This is a genomic window from Streptosporangium sp. NPDC050855 (assembly GCF_044456585.1).
Classification (GTDB): Bacteria; Actinomycetota; Actinomycetes; order Streptosporangiales; family Streptosporangiaceae; genus Streptosporangium; species Streptosporangium longisporum.
The window spans coordinates 278970-300993 of sequence record NZ_JBITFY010000012.1; the positions used below are offsets into that span (position 1 = coordinate 278970).

The window sequence follows — 22024 nt, forward strand, 5'->3', positions numbered from 1 at the left end:
GTGAAGGAGCGTCGTCTTCGCTGGCCGGGTACGGCGCGTCTCGTCCGGACGGGCCCCGGTCGGGTCCCGTACCGGCGACAACGGCCGTGGCCCTCCCGGGATTCCCCGGCCGCACCCGGGACCACGGCGGGCCACGATCACGCCGTCCGGCCGGTCCGCTCCTCCGCCGGGACCCGGCGGAGGAGCGACGACGGCTCAGTGACGGCGCACGACGGCGCACGACGGCTCGGCGACGGCTCAGTGACGGCGCAGCAGGGCGAGGAACATCGCGTCGGTGCCGTGCCGGTGCGGCCAGAACCGCGCGTACGGCCCCTCGCCCAGCCCCTCGGTGACCTCGGGAAGGTACGCGCGGGCGTCCAGCGCCTCCACGTCGTCGCGGCGGCGCAGCACGTCGCCGACCACGGCGACGGTCTCGGCCAGGTGCGGCGAGCACGTCACGTACGCCACGACGCCACCGGGGCGGACGGCCTCCAGCGCGGAGGTCAGCAGGCCGCGCTGGAGCGCGGTCAGCTCGGGCAGGCTCCGCGGATCGCGGCGCCAGCGGGCCTCGGGGCGCCGGCGCAGCGCGCCCAGGCCGGTGCAGGGGGCGTCCAGCATGACCCGGTCGAAGACCCCGGGCCGCCAGGCGGGCCGGGTCCCGTCCGCGGTGACGACCGCGGCCCGCCGGGTCGTCTGGCGTACCAGCCGCGCCCGGTGGTACTGCAGCTCGTTGGCCAGCAGGTGCGCCCCGCCGCCGAAGGCCACCGGCCCGTCGCCGCCCGTGCCGTCTGTGCCACCTGTGCCGCCGTCCGCCCCCGGATCGGGGGAGGTCGCCGGCAGGCCCGCCTCGTCGCCGTCGGACGCGAGGGCGTCGAGCAGCCCGGCCTTGCCGCCGGGCCCCGCGCACAGGTCGAGCCAGCGGGAGTCGGCACCGCGCACCGGGACCCGGGTCAGCGCCAGCGCGACGAGCTGGCTGGCCTCGTCCTGCACGGCGGCGCGCGACTCGGACACCGCGAGGATCGACCCGGGATCGCCCTCGGGCAGGTAGGCGGCGTAGCGGGAGTAGCGGGCGGGCTCGGCACCCGCGGCGAGCAGTTCCTCGGTCGAGGAACGGCCCGGTCGGGAGACCAGTGTCACCCGGGGACGCTCGTTGTCCGCGGCGAGCAGGGCGGCCGTCTCGTCGAAGTCGCCGCCCACGGCGTCGCGCAGCGCGTCCACGATCCACCGGGGATGGCTGTGAGCGACCGCCAGATGGCCGACCGGGTCGTCGGCGGGATCGGGGGCCACGATCGGGATCCACTGCTCCAGGGAGCGGGTGGAGACCTTGCGCAGCACGGCGTTGGCGTACTTGGAGGCGCCGATGCCGACCCGCAGCCGGACCAGGTCGACGGTGGTGCCGACGGCGGCGTGCGGGGGCACCCGGGTGCGCAGGAGCTGGTGCACCCCCAGGCGGACGGCGTCGAGCAGCGGCGGGTCCACCTGCTCCGGCGCCCGGTCGCTGCAGGCCGCGATGATCTCGTCGTAGGTGCCCAGGCCGCGCAGGGTGCCGTAGGCCAGCTCGGTGGCCAGACCCGCGTCGCGCCCGGACAGGCGGCGCTCGCGCAGCAGCGCGGGCATCAGCAGGTTCGCGTACGCGTCCCGCTCGTCGACGGCGCGCATCAGGTCGTAGGCGGTGTTGCGCGCCTCGTCGCGGACCGGCCTGGGCGGTCTGCCACCCCGGCCGCCCCCCCTGCCGCGACCCTGGCCCTGGCCCTGCCCTTGACCCTGGCCCTGCGCCTGTCCCTGTCCGGGGCGCCGGGTCCGGCGCCGATCGCCGCCCTGGCCGTGACCGCGTGGCGCGTCACGGCCGTTGCCACCACTGCTCATGATCTTCAGGCCAGCCGATCCTCGTCGGTGAGCCGCACGCCGCGGGCCCACTCCCCCGCCCCCATCGGGCGCTTGCCCTGCGGCTGCACCTCGCCCAGCTCGACCGGGTAGGTCGCGGTGCCGACCAGCACGGAGTTCTTGGACGCCGCGATCCGGCCGGGCTCCATGCCCGGCGCGTCGGGAACCGGCCGTACCGGGCCGAGCTTGATCCGCAGGTCGCGGAACTCCGTCCACGCGCCCGGCGCGGGGGTGCAGGCCCGGACGAGACGGTCGACCCGCATGGCGGGCGCCGACCAGTCCACCCTGGCGTCCTCCACGTTGATCTTCGGGGCGAGGCTCACCCCCTCGGCGGGCTGCGGTACGGCCTCCAGCTTGCCGTCCTCGATCCCGTCGAGGGTGGCCGCCAGCAGTCCCGCGCCGGACTCGGCGAGCCTGGCCAGCAGCCCGCCCGCGGTGTCGGCGGGGCGGATCTCCTCGGTGAGGACGCCGTAGACCGGGCCCGCGTCCAGCTCCTTGACGATCCGGAAGGTGGTCGCGCCGGTGATGGCGTCGCCGTGCAGCACGGCGTGCTGCACCGGTGCCGCGCCGCGCCAGGCGGGCAGCAGCGAGAAGTGCAGGTTGACCCAGCCGTGCGCGGGGACGTCCAGGGCCGACTGGGGCAGCAGCGCGCCGTAGGCGACCACCGGGCAGCAGTCGGGGGCGAGCTCGCGGAGCCGCTCCAGGAAGGCGGGGTCGCCCGCCTTGGGCGGCTTGAGCACCTCGATGCCCGCCTGCCCGGCGAGCTCGGCGACGGGGCTCGGGTGCACCCTGCGTCCCCGGCCCGCCTGGGCGTCCGGACGGGTGACGACGGCGACGACGTCGTGGCGCGGCGAGTCGATCAGGGCCCGCAGCGCGGGCAGTGCGGTGTCCGGGGTTCCGGCGAAGACCAAACGCAAGGTTCCTACAGAGCCTTCCCTTGGGTGGGGTGCGGGGAGAACTTGAACGCGGGGGCCGACAGGCCGCTCCAGGGGGCCTCGCGGATCGCCTTCATGGCGAGCTTGCGCTGCGCCGCGTCCATCCGGTCGATGAACAGCACGCCGTCCAGGTGGTCGGTCTCGTGCTGGAAGCAGCGGGCCATCAGGTCGGTGCCCTCCAGGGTCACCGGCTCACCGTGCATGTCGAAACCGGTCGCCACGGCCCGGATCGCGCGGGGGGTGGGAAAGGACAGGCCCGGGAAGGACAGGCAGCCCTCCTCGCCCTCCTCGTCGCACTCGTCCGACAGGTTCAGGTCGGGGTTGATCAGGTGCCCGAGCTGGTCGTCCACGTAGTAGGTGAAGACCCGCAGGCCGACCCCGATCTGCGGTGCCGCTAGCCCGGCCCCGGGGGCGTCCATCATCGTGTCGGTGAGGTCCTTGACGAGCTTGCGCAGTTCCTTGTCGAAGTCCTTGACCGGCTCGGCCGGAGTGCGCAGCACCGGGTCGCCGAAGAGGCGGATCGGCTGGATGGCCAACAGGGGTCTCCTCACGCTTCAGGGGATCACCCCAGTCTAAGGGCGACGGCCGCCCTGCCCGGGCCACCTGGCCGGGTCAGCGGGAGCGGGCCTTCATGGCGGCCTTGCGGGCGGACTTGGCCACCGCGGCGTCGGTGTGCCGGGAGCCCAGCAGGTCCAGGACGGCGATCGTGTCGGGGTGGTCCACCAGGGCCATCTCCTCGACCACGCGCAGCAGGTCCTCGCCGGGTTCGAGCGCGTCGAACTCGCAGATCGCCTCGGAGGCGTCGCCGTTCTCCAGCAGCGAGGCGAGCGAGTCGACGGCCAGCCAGGTGTTGTCGGCGGGCGTGAGCGCGGGCGCGGGCAGGTCCCGGATGTGCAGCCAGGAGGCGGCGTAGCGCCACATGGCGGGCTCCGACAGCGCCTCCCGCAGCGGGGCCTCGGCCTCGGGGCCGAGCTCCTCCAGGATCGTGCCGACCGCTCCGCGCCGCCCGGCCGTGCCCGAGGCGGCGACCTTGACGAGCTCGCGGGCGGCGGCCTCGGGGTGGCGCGACTCCAGCCAGACGGTGACGGCGCTGGGGGCGGCGGCCCCCTTCATGATCGCCTCGACCAGCTCGGCCGCGCCGAGGTCGGCGAAGACCGCGGCCTCGGCGCCCGTCGGCGCGTCGTGGCCCTCCCGCATCAGGTCCTGGCGCACGGCCCACATGCCGAGCGGGGTCAGCCGGGGCCACCCGGCCCGGGACGTCTCGACCAGCCCGCAGTAGGCCAGCAGCTCCAGCGCCGACTCCAGCTGGGCCGGGAGCGCGGCGGCCAGCCCGCGCATCTGGGCCGGCCGGGCCCCGCAGGCCACCTGGTGGGACTGCAGGATGCCCTTGACCAGGGTCGCGGCCGACAGGCCCTCGCGCACCGCGTACAGCGTGGCGAGCATCTCGGCCAGGTGGTCGTCGATCAGCTCGGAGCCGGTCAGGTCGTCGTCGGCACGGTCCAGGACGTCCATGACCACGCCGTCCCAGAACTCCAGCAGCGTCCCGGGCGGCAGGTCCGGCGAGAGCGTCAGCGGGCCGGGCACGACCCGGCCGCGGGCGATGCGGAGCATGCCGGTGTTGACCGCGACCACCCAGAGCAGGTGCAGCCGCGCCGGGCCCGGCAGGCCGAGCTCCTCGCACGGCGCGAACGGGTCGGGCAGCAGGCCCTCGGGGGTCACCGCGCGGGCGCCGGTCCACGCGGCCACCCGCCGGGCGTCGACCACCAGCGGCACCCGGAGCACGGCCTCGGCCAGCTCGGCGTCCGGGGCCAGGTCGACCGGCGGGAAGCTCAGCGCGTCGCCGCGCGCGGCGCAGTCGCAGCGTGGAGCGGTGACGGACTCCTCCAGGACGGCCGCCCGCAGCTCGCGGGGCGCCGCTCCCAGCTCGTCGACCAGCCTGCGGAGCTCGCCGATGTCGAAGACGTTCCCACTGTTCCCGCTCTTTGCCACCCGTGAAACTTACTGCACTCGCGCCTCACGCATACACGGCTCAGCCGATGGCGCGGGAACGTGCCTTGAACGCCGCCTTGCGGGCCGCCTTGGCCGTGTCGCGGTCCCTCAGCGAGCGTCCGAGCAGCTCAAGGACGTCGACGACGTCGGGGTGGTCGACCCGCCACATCTCCTCGATCACCTGCGAGGCGGGGCCGGAGGCCGACATGTTCTCGGCGAACGTCTCGGGGTCCTCCTCGGCCGCGGGCATCGCCAGGGCCAGCATGTCCACGCTCATCCACAGCGCCTCCTGCTGGGTCAGGGCGGGCGCGGACAGGCCGCGCGCGGTCAGCCAGTGGATGGCGTGCGGGCGCAGCTCGGAGTCCTCCAGGAAGGCGCGTACGGCCTCCTCGGCCTCGGGGCCGAGACGGTCGACGATCGTCACCGCGACGCCCCTGGCGGCCGCGGGCGCGCCGGAGACCGAGCCCAGCAGCTCGGTGGCGGCCCGCGCCGGGGTCCTGCCTCCCAGCCAGCCCTCGATGTCGGCCTCGGCCGCCTCGGCGGGCATCCCCGACAGCAGTCCCTCGATGAGCTCGGGCGCGTCGGCGGCGCTCAGGTCGGCCGCCTCGGGCGCCTCGATGCCCAGGTCGGTGTAGAGCTCGCGCAGCCCCCACAGGGCCAGCGGGGTGAGCCGCAGGGTCTCGGTGCCGGGCTCGGCGATCCCGCAGTAGGCCAGCCGCCGTACGGCCTCGGGGACGTCGATCTCGCCCTCGCCCTCCTCGGCCAGGCCGATCTCCTCCAGGTAGTCGCCGACCAGCGGGACCGGCACGGGCGCCTGGAGGCGGTAGAGCATGTCGCACAGGCCGTAGAGCTCCTCGTCGAGCGAGACGTGGCCGGTCACCGCGCCGCCGGTGTCCCTGTCCACGACGAACTCCACGGTCGCGGCCCAGACCTCGAGCGGGTCGAGGTCCTCGCCCTCGAAGATCGTGGTGCCCTCGACCTCGACCAGTCCGGTGTGCACCGCCAGGTCCCACAGCAGGCCCGGGTCGGCCACGGCGAGCTGGGCGGCCGCCTCGGCGGCGTCGCGGACCCGCAGGCGCCCCTTGACGGTCGGGGTGCGGCCCCCGGCGAGCATCCACTGCACCAGCCTGCGCGCGTCGGTCAGCAGCGGCACCCGCGGCACGCTCGCGGCGAGGGTCTCGTGGGGCGCCAGCCGTACCGGGGGCAGCGGTGAGCAGCCGGGGCACTCGCAGTGCTCTACGGCGGGCTCCTCCTGCACCGCCGAGACCGACAGGACCGCGTCCTGTTCCAGGGAGTCGGCGCCCATCGCGCTGAACAGGCTCTTGGCCATGCCGAACCGGGAGGTGTCGGCGAGGGCGATGGGCATCTCGGGTTCGATCCGGTCGAGCACGGCGCGCATCCGGACGGCCATCTTGCCGCCGATCTCCTCGGTGGCGAGCAGGAAGTCGACCAGGGTACGGGCGGCGGCGACCGTCTCGGCGGCGCTCTCCGGAGGGGCGATGACCTTGCGCGGGTAGATGTTGAGCAGCAGTTCCTCGAAGGCGACGGGCGTGAAGTCACCCAGCTCGTTCACGTCCAGATAGTCGCTGGCGTAGTCGCAGAGCAGCCGCACCTCGTCCACGTCAACGTCGAGGCCGTGCGCACGCCCCCACGCGCGCAGGTCGTCTACGGCCCGATTCACCCATTCGATCGACACAGGGGAAAATTAACGGCTTACTGCCAGCACCGCGAATCGGGGAAAAACCTCAAATCACGTCGAGGGGGTCAATGCATACCTTGACCACCTCCGGAGCCTTGCGCGCGGAGCGCACCCCGACGGCCCCTTTCAGGGCCGCCGCGAGCGCCGGTCCGAGGTCCGGCGCGATCCGCACCATGGCGCGTTCCCGCACGTGATCGCCTCTGGAGGAGGTCACGGGGACGGGGCCGAGCACCTGGGCCTCGGGGGGCAGGGTGATCTCCCCGAGCATTTCCCTGACCGCCCCGGGGGATCCGGTGAGCGTCGCCATTTTCACCGCGGGGGGGAAACCGAGTTCTGTCCTGTCGGCCAGTTCCCGCTCGGCGTGGGTGACCGGGTCCCAGCGCAGCAGCGCCTGCACCGAGGGCAGCGAGGAGTCGGCGAGCACGACCAGCTCGGCCGAGGGCCGCAGCAGCGCCGCCGCGTTCATCCACCGCCGCAGCGTCTCCTCGGCGGCCCGCAGGTCGGGACGGCCCAGCAGCGCCCAGCCGTCCAGCAGCACCGCCGCGGCGTACCCGCCCCGGGGCACCGGCTCGGCCCCGGGCGTGGCCACCACCAGGGCCCGGCCCGGCCCGACCGTGGCGAGCACCCCGTCCCTGCCGGAGGTCTTCACCGGCACCGAGGGGAAGGCCCGGCCCAGCTCCTCGGCGGTGCGGCGGGCACCGACCACCTGGGCCCGCACCCGGCCCCCGCCGCAGGAGGGGCAGCGCCAGTCCGCCGCGATCCGGCCGCACCAGCGGCAGTAGGGCGACACGTGACCGGCGCGCAGCGCGAACGGCCCGCCGCAGTGCCCGCAGCGCGCGGGCGCCCGGCAGCTCTGGCAGGCCAGCGCGGGCAGGTACCCCCGCCGGGGGACCTGCACCAGCACCGGACCCGTCTCCAGCCCGGCGCGCAGGGTCCGCCAGGCCAGGCTGGGCAGCCGGGCGGCCCTGGCGGCCTCGTCCCTGGCCAGCTCCGCGTCCTCCCCGGCCGGCCGGACCTTGGGCGCCCTGGCCCGGACCGTGGCGCGCGCCGCGACGACGGGCCCGGCCCAGCCGGCCGCGATGAGCCGGGTGGCCTCCGCTGTGCGGGCGTGACCCCCGATGAGCAGGCCGGCGCGCGCCTGGTGCGCGCGCAGCGCCAGGACCTCCCTGGCGTGCGGGTACGGGGCGAGCCGCTCGGAGTGCAGGTCGTCGCCGTCGTCCCAGACGACCGCCAGCCCCAGGTCGGCGACCGGGGCGAACGCCGCCCCCCTGGTGCCCACGACGACCCGTACCCGGCCCCTGAGCGCGCGCAGCCACCGGCGGTAGCGCTCGGCGGGCCCGAGGTCGGCCGTCAGCGCCACGTGCGCGCCGGGCCCCAGGGCCGCGCTCAGCGCGGCGTCGGCCAGGGTGACGTCCTTCCCGTCGGGAAGGACCACCAGGGCCCCCCTGCCCCCTCGCAGGACCTCCCGTACGGCCACCGCGACCGCCTCCGGCCACTGCGGGCCGTGCTCGGTGGTCCCGGGCAGGGCGGTCCACACCGCCCGGGGCGAGTCCCCCCGGGCCAGCGCCGCCAGGAACGCCTCCCCCTCCCGGTAGTCGGCCCACGGCCCGGGTCCGGCCTCCTCCGGGAGGGCGGGCGCGCCGGTGGGGGCCTCGGCCCGGCCGGTGACCCCGTCCACGCCGGCCGCGCCCCGGACCGAGTCCGGGACCGAGTCCGAGGTCGCTCCCGATGCCGATCCCGGAGCAGGGCCCGGGTCGGGGTTCACCGGCGTGGGGCCGGGACGCTCGCCCGGGGCGGGGTCCGGGGACGGTCCGGGGGCTCGCGCCGGGTCCGCCCCGGAGTCCGGACCGGATCCCGGTGTGATTTTCGGCCCGGGATGCGTCCCGGGCGTGTCGTGATCTTCGGCCTCCACCCTGGCGTGCCGGGGCGGGACGGCCAGGCGCAGCACGTCGGCCATGGTCCCGGCGTAGCGGTCGGCCACCGCGCGGGCCAGCGCGGCGATCTCCGGGGTGAGCACCTGCTCGGCCGAGACGACCCTCTCCAGGCGGGCCAGCTTGCCCTGGTGGTCGGTGGTCTCCGCGCGTTCCAGCAGGAAGCCGTCGACCAGCTTGCCGGCGAACCGGACCCGGACCCGGCAGCCCGGCACCGCGGTGGCGTCCAGCGGCGCCGGGACGAGGTAGTCGAACGGCCGGTCGAGGTGCGGCAGCGGCGTGTCCACGAGGACCCGCGCGACCGGCGAGGCCGCGGCCAGCTCCGGCACGCCCCGGGTCGCACGGGCCGCGTCGAGCTCCAGCAGGCCCGCGCCGCCCACCGGGACTGCGACCGCCGGGCGCTCGCGTACGGCGTCGAGCGGCAGCAACGCGCCGTCGTCCGCTGTCGGGCCGGCGTAGGTCACCGAGCGCCTGCCGGTCCTTCGGGGTGGGGCACCTGCGGGTCCTTCGGGTGGAGAGGGGAACGCGGGACGATCCCGAATCCTAGTCTCCGGCCGCGCCGATCAGGTCACGTCGCACGCCCCGCCCTCCCCGCCTGAGAACGGGGACGGGACGACGGGGGAACGGGTGGGACCACGACGGGGACGGGAGGGCACCCCACGTCCGGCGCGCCGCCCGGGGATCCCGGAAGTCCCGGAACCCCCGAGGTCCCGGCCCGCGACCTCCGGAGGGTCCCGGCCGGTGCCGGCCCCGACCGCGGCCGGCGGGACCCGGACGTGTTGACAAAGAAGATCGCCTCCAACACCATTCAACTATTCATATAGCGAAAGGGTGCTTTGTGTGATCGAATTCCATCTGGACCGCGGATCGGGGGTGTCGACGTACCTCCAGCTCGTCCACCAGGTCAAACAGGCCCTCCGGCTGGGCACGCTGCGGCCCGGCGACCGGCTGCCCACCGCGCGGGAGGTCGTCGAGGCGCTGACGATCAATCCCAACACCGTGCTCAAGGCCTACCGCGAGCTGGAGCGCGAGGGGCTGGTGACGGGCAGGCCGGGGCAGGGCACCTTCGTCCAGCGCTCGATCGGCGGCGCCCGGCTGGCCGACCACGCCGCCCTGCACCGGGACCTGGAGGAATGGGTGGGGCGGGCGCACGCGGCCGGTCTCGACCGTGACGACATGGAGGCGCTGTTCGCCACGGCGCTGGCCGGCCGCCTCCGGGAGGGCATAGCGTGACCGACGCACTGCGAACGACCGGCCTGGGGGTCCGCTACCGCCGCACCTGGGCGCTGCGCGACTGCTCGCTGGCCGTCCCGCCGGGCCGGGTCGCGGCCCTGCTGGGTCCCAACGGGGCGGGCAAGACCACGCTGATGCACGCGGTCGTCGGGCTGCTGGCCCCGGACGCCGGGACGATCTCCGTCGCGGGCCAGGTGGCCTTCATGGCCCAGGACAAGCCGCTGTACGACGCCTTCACGGTCGCCGAGATGCTCGCCTTCGGGCGCAGGCTCAACCCCACCTGGGACGACGCCTACGCCGTCGCCCGCCTGGAGGGGCTGGGCGTCCCGCTGGAGCGCAGGGTCTCCGGGCTCTCGGGCGGGCAGCAGGCACAGGTCGCGCTCACCGTCGCGCTGGCCCGGCGTCCGGGTCTGCTGGTCCTGGACGAGCCGCTGGCCAACCTCGACCCGCTGGCCCGGCACGACGTCATGCGCGTCCTGATGGCCGCGGTCGCCGAGCAGCCGCTGACGGTCCTGCTCTCCTCCCACGTCGTCGCCGACCTGCGCGACACCTGTGACTGGCTCATCGTGATCAACGGCGGCCGGGTGCAGGTCAGCGGGGACATCGACGACCTGCTCGCCGACCACCTGGTGCTGACCGGACCGGCCGGGGCCGGCACCCCACCGGCCGGGAGCCGGGTGGTCGAGGCGAGCCGCACCGGCACGCGGACCCGGCTGCTGGTGCGGGGCGCGTCCGTGCTCGACCCGCGCTGGAGCGCCCGTCCCGCCGACCTGGAGGAGCTGGTGATGGCCTACCTGCGCAGCCCCGACGCGGCCGCGCTCCCCGCTCCCGCGGAGGTGAGGGCGTGATCTGGACGACCTGGCGCCAGCACCGGGCGCAGATCCTCGTCACCGGCGCGCTGCTCGCCGCGCTCGGCCTGCTCCTGCTGGGCTCGGCGGTGGAGGCCGGGCTCCACATCTCCGAGCACGCGCCACCCGGCTGCCCGGGAACGGCCGCCACGTGCTGGGACCTGGCCAGAGCCCTCGGCGAACGCCACGACACCGTGTACTCGATCTTCGGCTGGATGCCGATCGTCGCCCCGGCGCTGATCGGCGCGTTCTGGGGCGCGCCGCTGCTGGGCCGTGAGTACGAGCGCGGCACGTACCGGCTGGCCTGGACCCAGTCGGTCTCCGTGCGCCGCTGGCTGACCGTCAAGCTCGCCGTGCTCGGCACCCTGGTGGTCGTCGCCGGGCTGCTGACGTCGTTGATGATCAGCCTGTGGCGGCCGGTCTTCCGGCAGGACGTCTTCGGCAACGTCGGCGTCTTCAACATGGTGGGCGTCGCCCCTGCGGCGTGGTGGCTGTACGCCTTCACGGCGGGCACGGCGGCCGGGGCGCTGCTGCGGCGCACGCTGCCCGCGATGGCGCTGGTGGTGGCCGTGGTCTCCGTGACGACGTTCACCCTGTTCGGCCTGAGCGAGCACTACGCCGAGCCGGTGCGGACCGTGCTGTCGGGCACCACCGTCCCGCCGGACCCCGACGCGCGGCTGGTGAGCGGCGCCTGGGTCGACCCCTCCGGGAGGGAACTGGCCGCTCCCCCGGCCGGGGTCTGTCTCCGCCCGCCGGACGCCGGGCGCAGCAACCGGAACCAGGAGGCCCACGAACGGTGCCTGTTCGGCAAGGGCTACCGCTACGCGCTCTACCACCACCCGCCGTCGCGGTTCTGGCGCTTCCAGTGGACAGAGGCCGCCCTCCTGACCGCCGGGTCGCTGGTCCTCACCGGCGTGACCGTCCACCACACGCTCCGGCGCAAGGGGTGAGCCTCACCCGCACGCTCCGCCGCAAGGGGTGAGGCTCCCCCGTACGCCGCGGCTCAGGTGAGCCTCGCCCGCACGCTCCCGCTCGAAGGCCGGCTCCCCGCACGATCCGGCGAGGGCAGGGCGAGGCTCCTGTGCACGCCCCGGAACAGGGGCGAGCGTCCCGGGTCCGTTAGTAAATGAACGTTCTTTTACAAACTCTTCCCGAAGCGGTAGCCTCCTCACGACGGGGTTCGTGAATGCTCATTCACGAACGGACGAGGACCCGACCGGAGGAGGGCCATGGCACGGCCTCGCACCACCAGCGACGAGGCGATCCTGCGGGCCGCGGGGCGGGCGATCGGCGGTCACGGCCCGGCGGGCCTGACCCTGGCCGCCGTCGCCGCCGAGGCCGGGCTCTCCCCGGCCGCGCTCGTGCAGCGGTTCGGGTCCAAGCGCGGCCTGCTGCTGGCCTTCGCCGAGTGGTCCGCCTCCGGCACGGGCGAGGTCTTCCGGCGGGCACGGCAGCGGCACGACGCTCCCCTGCCCGCCCTGCAGCAGGCCCTGACCGAGCTGGCCTCGACCATGCGGACGCCCGAGGAGGCGGCCAACGGCCTGGCGTTCCTGCAGCTGGACCTGACCGATCCGGAGTTCCGCGCGCACGCCGTCACCCAGGCCCGCCGGATGCGGGAGGAGATCACCGGCCTGCTCACCGAGGCCGTCGCCACCGGCGGGCTGACCGGCGACGCCGATCCCGTACGGCTGGCCCGCGCGGTCCAGGTCGCCTACAACGGCACGCTCATCCTGTGGGCCCTGACCGGCGAGGGCGACCTCGTCCACGCCCTGCGCGCCGACATCGACCATCTGCTGTGCGTCCACCGGCCCGACGGCCTCGACGCCCTCGACCACACCGACGACCCACCGAGGAGGTCCACACCATGACATCCCTGCCACCGTTCACCGTCTCGGTGTTCATCGGCACCAGCCTGGACGGGTTCATCGCCCGCCCCGACGGCGACATCGGCTGGCTCACCGGCCGGGGGGAACAGGCCGGCGACATGGGCTACCGGGAGTTCATCGCCGGGATCGACACCGTCGTGATGGGCCGCGTCACCTACGAGACCGCCCTCGCCTTCGGTGCCGGGCACTGGCCGTACGACGGCATGCACGTGGCGGTGCTCAGCACCCGCCTGGAGGAGGGCGCCGACCCCCGCGTCACCGTCCACCGCGACCTCGACGGGCTGGTACGGGCCCTGACCGAGCGCGGCACCAAGAGCGTCTACGCGGACGGGGGCCAGGTCGTGCGTTCGTTCCTGCGCGCCGGGCTGGTGAACGAGCTGACCGTCACCACGGCCCCGGTGCTGATCGGGAGCGGCCTGCCCCTCTTCGGCCCCCTGGAGGCGGACATCCCCCTCGTCCACCGCTCCACCACGGTCCACGACGCCGGTTTCGTCCAGACCACCTACACCGTGGAGAACGGGGGGTAGGGCCTGCCCGGAGGCGAGATCACGAGGTCGCGGATCCACCCGCGCCACGACCCGATGGAGCACCGGCACGGCGCGGGCCGACGCCTCCGAGGCGCGCCAGGGCGAGCGCCGTCAGCATCGTGCCCCCGCGGACATGCCCCGCGCTCCGTCACGGACGCGATCTTGTACGTGGACCGCGCCGGCATCCCCTCAAGGCGGCTGACCGGCGCACCCGCCTCACCTCGCCGGAGGTGCTCCAGCGCGGTCTCGTGATCTTTGGGCCCGGCGACCCACCAGGTGCCGCGGGCGGGGATCCCGCCGGGCGGGATACCGGGCCCGCCACCCCGAAGACGGATCTCGGCGGCCTCGGGCCCGACCCGGACTCCCTGACCGCGGGCCTCCGGGACTACGTGCTGTGGGCCTTCGTCGCCCGGCGCGGCGCCTACCCCGCCGGTGCCGCCGACCTCGACCGCCACGGGCTGAGGGACCTGGCCGGGGCGATGACCACCGGTCAGGCGGATGACCTTCGGCGGCCAGTGGACCGACACCGCGCCGGAACGGGCACCGGCTACGGGTCGCGGGGGCACGACGGCACGCCCCTGAGAGCCGCCCCCGCCCCGCGTTCACCCCCGCCGGGGGTACGCGCCGGTCAGGATCCGATGGTGACGGCGACCTCGACGGTGACGTCGTCCTCGTCGTGACCGGCCTCACCGGCCTCCTCACCGGCTACCTGCCCGGGGTCGGTTTCGGTGCCGGTGCCGACGACGCGCTGGCGGATCTCCGCGTCGCGCAGGTCGACGCCCAGCCCGGCGACGGCCTCGAACAGCCCCACGACGGCCGGGTGCACCACCCCCTCCGGCACGGTCGCGTTCCCGGCCGGACGCCACGAGGCCACCAGCTCGGTACGCGCGGGCAGCTCCCCGGTGACGACGCCCTCTCCGCCCCAGCCCTCCGGCACCGGCTCCCGCGTGGGCCAGCAGCACAGCAGGCGCACCGTCTCGGGCCCAGGGCCCTCCTGGATCGTCGTCCAGAACGGCCCCGCCGGGCCCAGGCCGTCGCGGTGCAACGCCGTGAACAGCTCGCCGAACAGCTCGTTCGCGAGCTCGTTGCCGGCGTCGGTGTCGTCGGCGACACCGACCAGGAGAACCCGCGCGACGTACGGCTGCGCCGCGGCCCGTCTCCTCGTCACGTCCACCGGGGCGGCATAGGCGGTGACGGCCAGCTCGGCCGCGGTGTGCGCGGCGTCCTCCGCCGCCCGTCGCGACAGGACCTCCTCGCGATGACGTGCGAGCGTGCCCGCGACGTCGCCGTCGCGCAGCGCGTCCGCGATCCGGGGAAGGGGGACGCCCGCGTCACGGAGGACCCGGACGGTCGCCCCGGCACGGACCTGCGACTCGGAGTAGCGCCGGTAGCGTGACCCGTCGTCGACCTCGGCCGGGACGAGGACGCCCTTCTCGTCGTAGTGGTGCAGCGCCTTCACGCTCAAACCCGTCAGGTTCGCGAACTCACCGATGCTCAACATGGATCCAGCATCCGACCTCCTCCAGCAGGAGGGTCAAACGCCGCCCCCGGGAACCCGGCTGGACCCGCGGCCCGACGAGACCCGCGGGCCCGCGGAACCCGCGCCCCCGGCGGAACCCGCGACCCGGCAGGACTCGCGCCCCGGCGAAACCCGCGCTCCAGCGGGAGCCGGACGTGCGACGGCCCCCGTGGGAGGTTCACGGGGGCCGTCGTGGAACACGGCGCGGGTCAGAGACCGGCGGCGGCGCGCAGGGAGTCGGCGCGGTCGGTGGACTCCCAGGAGAAGCCCTCCCGGCCGAAGTGACCGTAGGCGGAGGTGCCCGAGTAGATCGGGCGGAGCAGGTCGAGGTCACGGATGATCGCGGCCGGGCGCAGGTCGAAGACCTTCAGCACGGCTTCCTGGATCTTGTCGATCTCGACCTTCTCGGTGCCGAAGGTCTCGACGAACACGCCGACCGGGTGAGCCTTGCCGATGGCGTACGCGACCTGGACCTCGGCGCGGTCGGCCAGGCCGGCGGCCACGATGTTCTTGGCGACCCAGCGCATGGCGTAGGCGGCCGAGCGGTCGACCTTGGACGGGTCCTTGCCGGAGAAGGCGCCGCCGCCGTGGCGGGACATGCCGCCGTAGGTGTCGACGATGATCTTGCGGCCGGTCAGGCCGGCGTCGCCCATGGGGCCGCCGATCTCGAAGCGGCCGGTCGGGTTGACCAGCAGGCGGTAGCCCTCGGTGTCGAGCTCCAGGCCGGCCAGGACCGGGTCGACCACGTGCTCCTTGATGTCGGGGGCGAGCATCTCCTTGAGGTCGATCTCGGCCGCGTGCTGGGTGGAGACGACCACGGTGTCCAGCCGGACCGGCCGGTCGCCGTCGTACTCCACGGTGACCTGGGTCTTGCCGTCGGGACGCAGGTAGGGGACCGTGCCGTCCTTGCGGACCTGCGACAGGCGCTCGGCCAGGCGGTGCGCGAGCTGGATCGGCAGCGGCATCAGCTCGGGGGTCTCGCGGCAGGCGTAGCCGAACATCAGGCCCTGGTCGCCCGCGCCCTGGCGGTCGAGCTCGTCGTCGGCCTCGCCCTCGCGGTTCTCGTAGGCGTCGTCGACGCCCTGGGCGATGTCGGGCGACTGCGCGCCGATGGAGACCGACACGCCGCAGGAGGCGCCGTCGAAGCCCTTGTGCGAGGCGTCGTAGCCGATCTCGAGGATCTTCTCCCGGATGAGACCGGGGATGTCGACGTAGGTCTCCGTCGTCACCTCTCCGGCGACGTGAACCTGACCGGTGGTGATCATCGTCTCGACGGCGACCCGGCTCTTGGGATCGCCCTTGAGCATGGCGTCGAGGATCGCGTCGCTGATCTGGTCGGCGATCTTGTCGGGGTGGCCCTCTGTGACCGACTCGGAGGTGAAAAGACGACGGGACAAGTCAGTGGCTCCTCATGCAGCGGCTGCTGGCGTCTGGGGGCTCTGGCGTCGGCACGACACCAGTAGCGCTTCGCGAAGTCTAACCGCACCCGTGTCGACGTCGCGAAGCCGTCCCGGATCGTGTCGCCGGAAATTTCGCCCGCCCGGAAAATCCGAGATGTCATAGATCGGGCAACGGGTCGGGGGGCAGCGTCTCGGGGGCGAAGATCTCGGCGTCGGCGGCGGAGATCACGGCGGCGTACTCCTCGTCGATCTCGAACACCATCCCGCCGAGCTCGATGGCAGTGCCCGCGGAGAACTCCGGCGGCCCCAGCCGGGTACGCCGCGCGTGGGTGGCGTAGACCGAGGTCGGCGCGTCACGGTCGAAGAACTTGGTGGACAGCACGCAGATGGCGCGATCGGTGATCACGATGAGGAAGGTCGCCATGCCCGGCGGGCCCGCGGAGAGCGCCGGCAGGACGTAGTGGATCTCCTCCCCCGGGGGGAGCAGAGCGCGGCATCGGGCTCTGACCGCGGCGGTGACCGGCATGATCGAGACCCCTCCGACTGCGATGTTGCAGGTCGTCTCGGAGGAAGTATCCGTCGGCGGCTGCGCCGGGGCAAGGGGGCGCGGAGGGGGGACCGGCGGGAGGGCGTGCGGGCGGGACCCGTCAGCCCAGGCGGGCGACGACGAGGTCCCAGACCGTGTCGGCCAGGGCCTCCTTGGGACCGCGCGGGATGTCGGTCCGCCCGCCGTCGGCGGACAGGACCACGGCCGCGTTGTCGGGGGTGCCGAAGGCGAGGTTCTCGCCGACCTGGTTGACGACGAGCAGGTCGCAGCCCTTGCGGGCCAGCTTGGCGCGCCCGTTGGCGAGGACGTCGTCGGTCTCGGCCGCGAACCCCGCGATCACCGCCGGGGACGGCTTGAGACCCTCGCGGCGCCGCTCCCCCAGCTCCGCCAGGATGTCCGGATTTTTCACCAGATGGATGGCGTCGGGGTCGCCCGCGGTCTTCTTGATCTTCGATCCGCTCCGGGCCGCGGGCCGGAAGTCGGCGACGGCCGCGGCCATGACCACGACGTCGGCGCCCTCCACCGCCTCCAGCACGGCGGCGCGCAGCTCCAGGGCCGACTCGACCCGGACCACCTCGGCCCCGGCCGGGTCGGGCAGGGCGACGTTGGCGGCCACCAGGGTGACCTCGGCGCCGCGGGCGAGGGCCGTACGGGCCAGGGCGTATCCCTGCAGCCCCGAGGAGCGGTTGCCGATGAAGCGGACCGGGTCGATCGCCTCGCGGGTCCCCCCGGCGGAGATCACCACGCGGCGGCCGGCCAGGTCGGCGGGGCGCCCGCCCAGGACGCGCCGGCAGACCTCGAAGATCTCCTTCGGGTCGGGCAGCCGGCCCCGGCCGCTGTCGGCGCCGGTCAGCCGGCCCACGGCGGGGTCCAGGACGATCGAGCCGCGCTCGCGGAGCGTGGCCACGTTGGCCCGGGTGGCGGGGTGCTCCCACATCTCGGTGTGCATCGCCGGGGCGAACACCACCGGGCAGCGCGCGGTGAGCAGGGTGTTGGTCAGCAGGTCGCCGGCCAGCCCGTGGGCGGCCTTGGCGAGCACGTCGGCGGTGGCCGGAGCGACGACCACCAGGTCGGCGCCCTGCCCGATGCGGACGTGCGGAACCTCGTGCACGGACTCCCACACGTCGACGGTGACCGGGTTGCCGGACAGCGCGGCCCAGGTGGGCTCGCCGACGAAGCGGAGCGCCTCCCTGGTGGGAACGACCCGCACGTCGTGGCCGGACTCGGTGAACAGGCGCAGCAGCTCGCACGCCTTGTAGGCGGCGATGCCCGCGCTCACGCCGAGGACGACCCTCGGCACCGCGGGCAGGCCGTCCTGGTCGGGGGTCGGCATCGGAAGGGGGTCAGCCCTCGATCGGCTCGGAGGTGAGCAGGCCCTCGCTGACCTCGCGCAGCGCGATGGAGAGCGGCTTCTCCTGCGCGTGGGTCTCGACGAGCGGGCCGACGTACTCCAGCAGGCCCTCGCCGAGCTGGGAGTAGTAGGCGTTGATCTGACGCGCCCGCTTGGAGCCGAAGATCACGAGACTGTACTTGCTGTCGACGATGTCGAGCAGGGCGTCGATCGACGGGTTGGTGATGCCTTCGGAGTAGGCGGCGCTGCTTGCCACGTGGATTTCCCCTAGCTAGGTGAACGTCCGAGGCGTGAACCCTCGGGAGCATCAGCCAACAAGGCTATCAGCCGATGGCACACGTCCCGGACGGACGTGTTGACGAGCGTCACGTCGAACTCCTGCTCGGCCGCCATCTCGATCCGGCCGGCCGCCAGCCGGCGGGCGATGACGTCCTCGGGCTCGGTGCCCCGGCCGCGCAGCCGCTTCTCCAGCTCCGCCCAGCTCGGCGGGGCCAGGAAGACCAGCAGCGCCTCCGGCATGGTCGCGCGGACCTGCCGGGCGCCCTGGAGGTCGATCTCCAGCAGGGTGGGGACCCCGGCGGCGAGCTTGTCCAGCACCGGGCCGCGCGGCGTCCCGTAGCGGTTGCCGGCGAACTCGGCCCACTCCAGCAGCTCCCCCGAGGCGGCGAGGCGGTCGAACTCCTCGTCGTCGGCGAAGAAGTACTCCACGCCGTGGGTCTCCCCCGGGCGGGGCTTCCTGGTGGTCACCGAGACCGACAGCCACACCTCGGGGTGTGCCCGCCGAAGCTCGGCGACGACCGTGGACTTGCCGACGCCCGACGGCCCCGACAGGACCGTCAGACGTCTGCCCTCCGGCAGGCCGGTGAGGGCTGCGGCCCCCCTCGGACTCCCGGCCGGGGACGTGGAGCGACCGGCACCGCCCTCGGCGGTTGCCTCCGGAGCCCGACTCCTGTCGGACCACGACGTTCCGGTCACTCCAAACCCCCCGTGATGCGTCCCCGTGCGGGGCTGCGTGGTCGTATGAACCGAGACTAGCTCTCGGCCCCGCCGAACTCACGCTCGAGCGAGGCCCGCTGGTTCGTACCCAGGCCCCGCACGCGGCGGGACTCTGCGATGCCGAGCCGCTCCATGAGCTGCTTGGCGCGGACCTTGCCCACGCCGGGGAGCGACTCCAGGAGAGCCGAAACCTTCATCTTGCCGATGACGTCGTCGGCCTGCCCGTCTTTGAGCACCTCAGCCAGAGAGACCGCCCCGTGCTTCAGGCGGTTCTTCACCTCGGCACGCTCTTTGCGTGCCTTGGCAGCCTTCTCTAGGGCTGCGGCGCGCTGCTCAGGGGTAAGGGGAGGAAGAGCCACGCCGGGTCACCTCGAATTTCCTGTCGATGTACTCGGACGGGAAGGGAAACTAGCTGGTCATGGCGCTCCAAGCAACGTCAAGGCCACTTTATCCCCCGAGAAAATCTCCTTCGTGACTTTCCGTACCCGTGATCTCGCGCTGTGTGGACGAAACTACGCTCAGGGCCGAGTTTTCCGGGGATCCGGTCAGTGGTGGCGTCCGGTGGCCGCGGACGTCCTCCGCAGCGCCGCGGCGATGCCCGCGGCGGTCGCGCCGGGGTCGGCGGAGCCGGTGATCGGACGGCCGATCACGAGCAGATCGGCCCCGTCGGCGAACGCCTGCTCGGGGGTGGCCACCCTCGCCTGGTCCTGGCTCGCGGCCCCGGCGGGCCGGACCCCGGGAGTGATCAGCGTGATGTCCGGGCCGACCTCGGCGCGTACCGCGGCGACCTCGCGCGGTGAGCAGACCAGGGCCTGTGCCCCCGCGCCGACCGCCAGGGCCGACAGGCGCCGTACGGCGTCCTCGGGCGGGCCGCTGACGCCCATCTGGTCCAGGTCGGCCTCCGAGAGCGAGGTGAGCAGGGTGACCGCGGCGATCTGGGTGTGCGGCATGGCCTCCACCGCCGCCCGGATCATCGCCGGTCCCCCGCCCGCGTGGACGGTCAGGATGGCCGGCTTGAGCCGCGCCACGGCCCTGGCGGCGCCCGCGACGGTGTTGGGGATGTCGTGCAGCTTCAGGTCGAGGAAGACCCTGACCCCGCTGGCGCCGCGGACCGAGGCGATCACGTCGGGGCCGTACCGCAGGTACAGCTCCAGCCCGACCTTGACGGTGGTGACGTGCGGGGTCACCAGGCTCGCCCAGCGTGCCGCGGTCTCGAGATCGGGCGCGTCCAGGGCGACGGCGATGGGTGCGGGCGTCACAGGGAACTCTCCTCAAGATCTGTACGGTGCCGGGTGGGCGCCCCCGGCGGGCGGTGGGCCAGCCCGACCGCGTCGGCCAGCCGGTGGAACCCGCGGGCCGCCAGGAGCTCCTCCAGCTCGCGCAGGATGCGCAGGCAGGCGTAGGGGTCGTGGAACAGCGCCGTGCCCACCGCGACGACACAGGCCCCCGCCAGGATGAGCTCGAAGGCGTCCCTGCCGGTCAGCACGCCGCCCATGCCGATGACGGGCACGCTGGGCAGGGCCGCGTGGACCTGCCAGACGCAGCGTACGGCCAGCGGCCGGATCGCCGGCCCGGACAGGCCCCCGGTGACGGCCGCGAGCGAGGGCCGCATGGCCTCGGTGTCGATGCTCATGCCGAGCGGGTTGTTGATCATCGAGAGGGCGTCCGCGCCGCCGTCCACGCACGCGCGGGCGATGCTGACGATGTCCATCACGTCCGGGGAGAGCTTGGCCACCACGGGCACGTCGTAGCGCATCACCGAGCGCACCGAGGCGATCACCTCGGCGCTGGCCGCCCCGTCGCGGGCGAAGACCCGGCCGCGGTCCTCGATGTTGGGGCAGGACAGGTTGACCTCGACGGCGGTGACGCCGGGGGCGTCGGTGAGCCTGCGGGCCAGCGCGGTGTACTCGGCCACGGTGCCGCCGCCGATGGAGACCACGGTCCGCACGCCCCGCTGGGCCAGCCAGGGCAGCTCGCGCTCCAGGAAGGCGTCCACGCCCGGCCCCTGCAGCCCGACCGCGTTGAGCATGCCCGAGGGCGTCTCGGCCATCCTGGGGGTCGGACGGCCCGCCCTGGGGGCCATGGTGATCGACCGCGTGGTCAGCGCGCCGATCCGGGCGAGGTCGAAGAACTGGGCCAGCTCCGAACCGGACGCGGCGCACCCCGCGGCCGTGGTGACCGGGTTGGCCAGCTCCACGTGCCCCAGGTACGTCCGCATGTCAACCGACATTCCGCGTTCCCCCACCGGGTGCTCCCAGCGCGTCGAACGGGATGGTCCCGACGTCGTCGAAGCGGACGCGCTCGCCCCGGAAGACCGGTCCTTCGACGCACGAGCGCACCATCCGGGTTACACCGTCGTCCCCGATGACCGGGAGCACGCACGTCATGCACACCCCGATCCCGCACGCCATCCGCTCCTCCACGGCCACCTGGACCGGGATGTCGAACTCGACGGCCACCGCGGTGACGCCGCGCAGCATCTCCAGCGGGCCGCACGCGTAGACCGCGTCGGCCCGCACGTCGGCGATCACGCCGGGCAGCACGTCGGTCACCCGGCCGCGCATGCCCAGGGAGCCGTCCTCGGTGGTCAGCGTGGTGGTCTCCCCCATCCTGCGGGCGCGCAGGGCGCCGAAGACCCGGTCGGCGGAGTCGCCGCCCAGGACGAAGTCGACGCGGCAGCCGCGCCCCTGCAGGGCGTCGGCCACCGTGAACAGCGTCGCCGACCCGTGCTCGGCGCCGACCAGCACGCACGTCACCGGGTCGCGGGGCAGCGGGAACGGGCGGCCGAGCGGGCCCACCAGGTCCAGCGGGTCGCGGGCGCGGCGCTCGGCCAGCCAGGCCGTGCCGGGCCCGCGCACCGCGAAGACGAACTCGACCGTGCCGCCGTAGTCGGGCTTGACGTCGTGGACGGAGAAGGCCCGGCGCGTCAGCATCGACGTCTGCGGCCCGCCGACGGCCACCCCGACGAAGTGGCCGGGACGGAAGCGCTCGGCGATGCCCGGCGCCACCACCGTCAGCGCATGGTAGGCGTCGACGCGGCGCGTCGTCAGCACCGTGCCCGTCACCTGTACCGGAGTAACAGGCGTCTCCCTCACCTCCGACTACGGCACCGGCGCCGTTTACGAACCTCCCGACCGCTCCTCAGTCGCCTCTCAGCCGCCTTGCGTGCTCCTGCAGGGACCGCACGCCGATGTCGCCCCGGACGATCGCCTGGATGCCTTGGACGGCTGCGGCCAGGCCCTGGACGGTGGTGATGCAGGGAATGGCGCGCAGGACCGCGGCGGTGCGGATCTCGTAGCC

Annotated in this window: 21 protein-coding genes and 1 riboswitch; of the genes, 5 read left to right on the forward strand and 16 right to left on the reverse strand. The window is 74.1% G+C overall.

Features of this window, described 5'->3' with window-relative positions; genetic code table 11:
* Positions 1-5 precede the first annotated feature (5 nt).
* Positions 6-71, reverse strand: a riboswitch (guanidine-III (ykkC-III) riboswitch).
* Between the two features lie 166 nt (positions 72-237).
* The 6 genes from ACIBCT_RS24680 to ACIBCT_RS24705 form a co-directional block, all read right to left on the reverse strand.
* Positions 238-1845 (reverse strand): RsmB/NOP family class I SAM-dependent RNA methyltransferase, encoded by a 1608-nt coding sequence (locus tag ACIBCT_RS24680; RefSeq protein ID WP_399192235.1) that lies wholly within the window; start codon positions 1843-1845, stop codon positions 238-240.
* Between the two features lie 5 nt (positions 1846-1850).
* Entirely contained in the window at positions 1851-2780 is a 930-nt protein-coding gene (fmt, locus tag ACIBCT_RS24685) for a methionyl-tRNA formyltransferase (RefSeq protein WP_399192237.1), read from the reverse strand.
* A 5-nt stretch (positions 2781-2785) separates the two neighbouring features.
* A complete protein-coding gene (def, locus tag ACIBCT_RS24690) occupies positions 2786-3334 on the reverse strand; it encodes a peptide deformylase (protein WP_344896674.1) in 549 nt (182 codons plus the stop codon).
* 76 nt (positions 3335-3410) lie between these two features.
* A complete protein-coding gene (locus tag ACIBCT_RS24695; protein WP_399192240.1) occupies positions 3411-4787 on the reverse strand; it encodes a hypothetical protein in 1377 nt (458 codons plus the stop codon).
* A 40-nt stretch (positions 4788-4827) separates the two neighbouring features.
* Positions 4828-6468 (reverse strand): hypothetical protein, encoded by a 1641-nt coding sequence (locus tag ACIBCT_RS24700; protein ID WP_399192242.1) that lies wholly within the window; start codon positions 6466-6468, stop codon positions 4828-4830.
* A gap of 64 nt (positions 6469-6532) precedes the next feature.
* On the reverse strand, positions 6533-8881 hold the full coding sequence (locus ACIBCT_RS24705; protein ID WP_399192244.1) for a primosome assembly protein PriA: 2349 nt from the start codon (positions 8879-8881) through the stop codon (positions 6533-6535).
* Positions 8882-9257: 376 nt separating this feature from the next.
* Here ACIBCT_RS24705 and ACIBCT_RS24710 point away from each other — a divergent pair, with 376 nt between their 5' ends.
* From ACIBCT_RS24710 to ACIBCT_RS24730, 5 genes are all read left to right on the forward strand, one after another.
* Positions 9258-9650 carry a GntR family transcriptional regulator gene (locus tag ACIBCT_RS24710; RefSeq protein ID WP_399192246.1) on the forward strand — a complete coding sequence of 131 codons (393 nt, stop codon included), beginning with the start codon at positions 9258-9260 and terminating at the stop codon, positions 9648-9650.
* On the forward strand, positions 9647-10498 hold the full coding sequence (locus ACIBCT_RS24715; protein ID WP_399192248.1) for an ABC transporter ATP-binding protein: 852 nt from the start codon (positions 9647-9649) through the stop codon (positions 10496-10498). The genes ACIBCT_RS24710 and ACIBCT_RS24715 overlap by 4 nt, the downstream gene beginning before the upstream one ends.
* Positions 10495-11448: a hypothetical protein gene (locus ACIBCT_RS24720; protein WP_399192249.1), complete on the forward strand. Its 954-nt coding sequence runs from the start codon at positions 10495-10497 to the stop codon at positions 11446-11448. The genes ACIBCT_RS24715 and ACIBCT_RS24720 overlap by 4 nt, the downstream gene beginning before the upstream one ends.
* Before the next feature lie 279 nt (positions 11449-11727).
* On the forward strand, positions 11728-12366 hold the full coding sequence (locus ACIBCT_RS24725; RefSeq protein ID WP_399192251.1) for a TetR/AcrR family transcriptional regulator: 639 nt from the start codon (positions 11728-11730) through the stop codon (positions 12364-12366).
* Entirely contained in the window at positions 12363-12911 is a 549-nt protein-coding gene (locus ACIBCT_RS24730) for a dihydrofolate reductase family protein (RefSeq protein WP_399192253.1), read from the forward strand. The genes ACIBCT_RS24725 and ACIBCT_RS24730 overlap by 4 nt, the downstream gene beginning before the upstream one ends.
* Positions 12912-13539: 628 nt before the next feature.
* On the opposite strand, the gene ACIBCT_RS24735 is transcribed toward ACIBCT_RS24730, so the two are convergent.
* The 10 genes from ACIBCT_RS24735 to ACIBCT_RS24780 form a co-directional block, all read right to left on the reverse strand.
* Entirely contained in the window at positions 13540-14412 is an 873-nt protein-coding gene (locus tag ACIBCT_RS24735) for a MerR family transcriptional regulator (RefSeq protein WP_399192255.1), read from the reverse strand.
* A 227-nt stretch (positions 14413-14639) separates the two neighbouring features.
* Positions 14640-15827 carry a methionine adenosyltransferase gene (gene metK, locus ACIBCT_RS24740; RefSeq protein ID WP_399192257.1) on the reverse strand — a complete coding sequence of 396 codons (1188 nt, stop codon included), beginning with the start codon at positions 15825-15827 and terminating at the stop codon, positions 14640-14642.
* Between the two features lie 160 nt (positions 15828-15987).
* A complete protein-coding gene (locus tag ACIBCT_RS24745; protein WP_399192259.1) occupies positions 15988-16356 on the reverse strand; it encodes a hypothetical protein in 369 nt (122 codons plus the stop codon).
* 121 nt (positions 16357-16477) lie between these two features.
* Complete coding sequence (gene coaBC / locus ACIBCT_RS24750) at positions 16478-17710, reverse strand: bifunctional phosphopantothenoylcysteine decarboxylase/phosphopantothenate--cysteine ligase CoaBC (protein ID WP_399192260.1); 1233 nt, start codon at positions 17708-17710, stop codon at positions 16478-16480.
* 10 nt (positions 17711-17720) lie between these two features.
* Entirely contained in the window at positions 17721-17984 is a 264-nt protein-coding gene (gene rpoZ / locus ACIBCT_RS24755; RefSeq protein WP_344896629.1) for a DNA-directed RNA polymerase subunit omega, read from the reverse strand.
* 11 nt (positions 17985-17995) lie between these two features.
* Positions 17996-18586 carry a guanylate kinase gene (gmk, locus tag ACIBCT_RS24760; RefSeq protein WP_344896818.1) on the reverse strand — a complete coding sequence of 197 codons (591 nt, stop codon included), beginning with the start codon at positions 18584-18586 and terminating at the stop codon, positions 17996-17998.
* 173 nt (positions 18587-18759) lie between these two features.
* Positions 18760-19083 (reverse strand): integration host factor, actinobacterial type, encoded by a 324-nt coding sequence (gene mihF / locus ACIBCT_RS24765; RefSeq protein ID WP_344896626.1) that lies wholly within the window; start codon positions 19081-19083, stop codon positions 18760-18762.
* A 186-nt stretch (positions 19084-19269) separates the two neighbouring features.
* A complete protein-coding gene (gene pyrF / locus ACIBCT_RS24770) occupies positions 19270-19983 on the reverse strand; it encodes an orotidine-5'-phosphate decarboxylase (protein WP_399192263.1) in 714 nt (237 codons plus the stop codon).
* Complete coding sequence (locus ACIBCT_RS24775) at positions 19980-20954, reverse strand: dihydroorotate dehydrogenase (RefSeq protein ID WP_344896620.1); 975 nt, start codon at positions 20952-20954, stop codon at positions 19980-19982. The genes pyrF and ACIBCT_RS24775 overlap by 4 nt, the downstream gene beginning before the upstream one ends.
* Positions 20944-21819, reverse strand: coding sequence for a dihydroorotate dehydrogenase electron transfer subunit (locus ACIBCT_RS24780; RefSeq protein WP_399192265.1), 876 nt, complete (start codon positions 21817-21819; stop codon positions 20944-20946). The genes ACIBCT_RS24775 and ACIBCT_RS24780 overlap by 11 nt, the downstream gene beginning before the upstream one ends.
* Positions 21820-22024: the final 205 nt, after the last annotated feature.

Coding starts and splice junctions, on each gene's coding strand:
- ACIBCT_RS24725 (WP_399192251.1), top strand. CDS start 11,728: ATGGCACGGCCTCGCACCACCAGCGACGAGGCGATCCTGCGGGCCGCG.
- ACIBCT_RS24680 (WP_399192235.1), bottom strand. CDS start 1,845: ATGAGCAGTGGTGGCAACGGCCGTGACGCGCCACGCGGTCACGGCCAG.
- ACIBCT_RS24775 (WP_344896620.1), bottom strand. CDS start 20,954: ATGTCGGTTGACATGCGGACGTACCTGGGGCACGTGGAGCTGGCCAAC.
- ACIBCT_RS24745 (WP_399192259.1), bottom strand. CDS start 16,356: ATGCCGGTCACCGCCGCGGTCAGAGCCCGATGCCGCGCTCTGCTCCCC.
- ACIBCT_RS24735 (WP_399192255.1), bottom strand. CDS start 14,412: ATGTTGAGCATCGGTGAGTTCGCGAACCTGACGGGTTTGAGCGTGAAG.
- coaBC (WP_399192260.1), bottom strand. CDS start 17,710: ATGCCGACCCCCGACCAGGACGGCCTGCCCGCGGTGCCGAGGGTCGTC.
- ACIBCT_RS24730 (WP_399192253.1), top strand. CDS start 12,363: ATGACATCCCTGCCACCGTTCACCGTCTCGGTGTTCATCGGCACCAGC.